Raw genomic sequence first — 3,515 nt, 5'->3', positions numbered from 1 at the left:
GCCCACCTCCAGGTCGTCCACCCCGACGACATCCCCCGCTTCCGCGCGCTCGGCGCCACCGCCAACATCCAGCCGCTCTGGGCCGCCCACGAACCCCAGATGGACGAGCTGACCATCCCCTTCCTCGGCCGCGAACGGGCCGCGCTCCAGTACCCGTTCGCCGCGCTCCTGCGCTCCGGCGCCACCGTGGCCGCGGGCTCCGACTGGCCCGTGAGCAGCGCCGATCCGCTGCACGGCATCCACACGGCCGTCAACCGCGTGGTGCCCGGCGGTGACCACGGCCGGGCCTTCCTCCCGGAACAGCGCATCTCGCTGACCGACGCGCTGGCCGCGTACACGGCGGGCTCGGCGTACGTGAACCACCTGGACGACACCGGCAGCATCCGGGCCGGCGCCCTCGCCGACCTGGTGGTTCTGGACCGCGACCCCTACGCCGCACCGCCCGAGGAGATCGCCGAGGCGCGGGTCCTGGCGACGTACGTGGGCGGCCGCCGGGTGTACGGGGACTGACCCGGGGACACCGCGGAGTTACGGTGGTGCGCCAACGCGGCGCACCATCGCGGCCTTCCGCACCGCGTACGGTTGTTCGTGATCGATCTCGGGAAAAGTCATGAATCGATCTCAGGGAAAGCCGCACAAGGGAGACCACGGGAATGGCGCAGCACGTACAAGGGGTCATCGCACCGGGAAAGAACGAGCCGGTACGGGTCGAGACGATCGTGATTCCGGACCCGGGCCCCGGTGAGGCCGTGGTGAAGATCCAGGCGTGCGGCGTCTGCCACACCGATCTGCACTACAAGCAGGGCGGCATCAACGACGAGTTCCCCTTCCTCCTCGGCCACGAGGCCGCGGGCGTCGTGGAGTCCGTGGGCGACGGCGTCACCGACGTCGCCCCGGGCGACTTCGTCGTCCTCAACTGGCGGGCCGTGTGCGGACAGTGCCGCGCCTGTCTGCGCGGACGCCCGTGGTACTGCTTCGACACGCACAACGCGAAGCAGAAGATGACCCTGCTGGACGGCACCGAGCTCTCCCCGGCGCTCGGCATCGGCGCCTTCGCCGAGAAGACCCTCGTCGCCGCCGGCCAGTGCACCAAGGTCGACCCCGAGGTCTCCCCGGCCGTCGCCGGTCTCCTCGGCTGCGGCGTGATGGCGGGCATCGGCGCCGCCATCAACACCGGCCAGGTCGGCCGCGGCGACTCCGTCGCGGTCATCGGCTGCGGCGGTGTCGGCGACGCGGCGATCGCCGGCGCGCGGCTGGCCGGCGCGGCGAAGATCATCGCGGTGGACATCGACGACCGCAAGCTGGAGACGGCGAAGAAGATGGGTGCCACGCACACCGTCAACTCCCGCGCCGACGACCCGGTCGAGGCCATCCGCGCGCTCACCGGCGGCAACGGCGCCGACGTCGTCATCGAGGCGGTCGGCCGCCCGGAGACGTACAAGCAGGCCTTCTACGCCCGCGACCTCGCCGGCACCGTCGTCCTGGTCGGCGTCCCCACCCCGGAGATGCAGCTCGAACTCCCGCTCCTGGACGTGTTCGGCCGCGGCGGCTCGCTCAAGTCGTCCTGGTACGGCGACTGCCTGCCCTCGCGCGACTTCCCGATGCTCATCGACCTGCACCAGCAGGGCCGGATCGACCTCGGCGCGTTCGTCACCGAGACCATCGGCCTCGGCGACATCGAGCAGGCCTTCGGCCGGATGCACGACGGCGACGTCCTGCGCTCGGTGGTGGTCTTCTGATGACCGCCCGCATCGACCACCTCGTCACCTCCGGCACCTTCGCCCTCGACGGCGGCGAGTGGGACGTCGACAACAACGTCTGGATCGTCGGCGACGACACCGAGGCGGTCGTCATCGACGCCGCCCACGACGCCGCCGCCATCGAGGCCGCACTCGGCGGACGTACGCTGCGCGCCATCATCTGCACCCACGCGCACAACGACCACATCGACGCGGCCCCGGCACTCGCCGAAGCCACCGGCGCACCGGTCCTGCTCCACCCCGACGACCTGCCGCTGTGGAAGCAGACCCACCCGGACCGGGCCCCGGACGGTGAACTGGCCGACGGCCAGGAGATCCAGGTCGCGGGTACGACCCTGACCGTCCTGCACACCCCGGGCCATGCCCCGGGCGCCGTCTGCCTGTACGCCCCCGGGCTGTCCACCGTCTTCACCGGCGACACGCTCTTCCAGGGCGGACCCGGTGCCACCGGCCGTTCCTTCTCGCACTTCCCGACGATCGTCGACTCGATCCGGGACCGGCTGCTCGCCCTGCCGCCGGAGACCGCCGTCCGCACCGGACACGGGGACGCCACGACCATCGGCGCGGAGGCCCCGCACCTGGACGAGTGGATCGCCCGCGGCCACTGACGGCGCGACTCACCCCTCCGGCCACGCGGAGAGCCGCAGCCCGCTCTCGAAGCGGTGCGGCTCTCCCGTGACCGGGTCCGTGAACTCCAGGACCCCGGCCAGGAGCTGCAGCGGGCGCGAGAAGTCGTCGGGGGCGCTGTCCGCCTCGACCACGGGGTAGACGGGGTCGTGGACGAGCGGCAGCCCGAGGCTGTTCATATGGACCCGCAACTGATGCGTGCGTCCGGTGGCGGGCAGCAGCCGGTAGCGGCCGAGTCCGCCCCGGTGCTCCAGCAGCTCGACCAGGCTCTCGCTGTTCGGCTCACCGGGCTCCTCGCGGGCGGCGATCACCCCGCGCTCCTTCACGATGCGGCTGCGCACGGTGCGCGGGAGGACCAGCCCCGGTGCGTACGGTGCCACCGCCTCGTACTCCTTGCGTACCAGGCGGTCCCGGAACAGCGTCTGGTACGCGCCCCGTTCCTCCGGCCGTACGACGAAGAGGACGAGCCCCGCGGTCAGCCGGTCCAACCGGTGGGCGGGCTGGAGCAGCGGCAGGGCCAGCTCGCGGCGGAGCCGGGCCACCGCGGTCTCGGTGATGTGCCGGCCGCGCGGAGTCGTCGCCAGGAAGTGCGGCTTGTCCGCGACGACCAGGTGTTCGTCCCGGTACACCACACCGACCGGGAACGGCACGGGCTCCTCCGGTGCGAAGTCCCGGTGGAACCAGAGGTACCGGCCCGCCGTGTACGGCTCGTGCCCGGTCACCGCACCCCGGACGGAGACGAACCGGCCCCCGGCCAGCATGGCGTCGACCTGCTCCGCGCCGATCGCGTCGGCGAACCGCGCCAGCAGATGGTCACGGACCGTCGGCCACTGCCCGGCCGGATCCTCCGGGAGCCGCACCCGGACCGGATCCACCCCGTCGCATTGGGGCAGGGGCGACGGCGGAGGCTTCGCGCGCCCTCTCATCGGGGCCCGCCGGAAGCCTTGGTGCTGGTTCTCATGATGCCGGGCATCCTTCCACAGCGTCGGGGGCCTCGGGGCTGACGGCGGCGCCGGGAGAGCACGGGCAACTTCCCTGCGCTGAAAGGATTCAAAGTCCGGCATGCGGGGGTAGAAAGCGCTTGCGATATCGGCATGACTGACGGCATCGCACCCGCACCCGCACCCG

4 protein-coding genes are annotated in these 3,515 nt (G+C 72.1%); 3 read left to right on the top strand and 1 reads right to left on the bottom strand.

The features are described 5' to 3' along the window. From JGS39_RS38045 to JGS39_RS38035, 3 genes are all read left to right on the top strand, one after another. Positions 1–510, top strand: a 510-nt coding sequence (locus JGS39_RS38045; RefSeq protein ID WP_219574342.1) for an amidohydrolase family protein, incomplete at its 5' end; no start/stop codon positions are given. 143 nt (positions 511–653) lie between these two features. Continuing rightward, on the top strand, positions 654–1,739 hold the full coding sequence (locus JGS39_RS38040; protein WP_219574341.1) for an S-(hydroxymethyl)mycothiol dehydrogenase: 1,086 nt from the start codon (positions 654–656) through the stop codon (positions 1,737–1,739). After that, the gene (locus tag JGS39_RS38035; RefSeq protein WP_219574340.1) at positions 1,739–2,368 is read left to right on the top strand and encodes an MBL fold metallo-hydrolase; all 630 of its coding nucleotides are present in this window, start codon (positions 1,739–1,741) and stop codon (positions 2,366–2,368) included. The genes JGS39_RS38040 and JGS39_RS38035 overlap by 1 nt, the downstream gene beginning before the upstream one ends. A 9-nt stretch (positions 2,369–2,377) precedes the next feature. On the opposite strand, the gene JGS39_RS38030 is transcribed toward JGS39_RS38035, so the two are convergent. After that, entirely contained in the window at positions 2,378–3,313 is a 936-nt protein-coding gene (locus tag JGS39_RS38030; protein WP_219574339.1) for a pseudouridine synthase, read from the bottom strand. Positions 3,314–3,515 lie beyond the last annotated feature (202 nt).

Source organism: Streptomyces poriferorum (assembly GCF_019399235.1).
Taxonomy (GTDB): Bacteria; Actinomycetota; Actinomycetes; order Streptomycetales; family Streptomycetaceae; genus Streptomyces; species Streptomyces poriferorum.
This window is presented reverse-complemented; position numbering and strand designations above follow the sequence as displayed.

What these genes read in the sequence shown, in the direction of transcription:
- JGS39_RS38035 (WP_219574340.1), top strand. Translation starts at nt 1,739, where the DNA reads ATGACCGCCCGCATCGACCACCTCGTCACCTCCGGCACCTTCGCCCTC.
- JGS39_RS38030 (WP_219574339.1), bottom strand. Translation starts at nt 3,313, where the DNA reads ATGAGAGGGCGCGCGAAGCCTCCGCCGTCGCCCCTGCCCCAATGCGAC.
- JGS39_RS38040 (WP_219574341.1), top strand. Translation starts at nt 654, where the DNA reads ATGGCGCAGCACGTACAAGGGGTCATCGCACCGGGAAAGAACGAGCCG.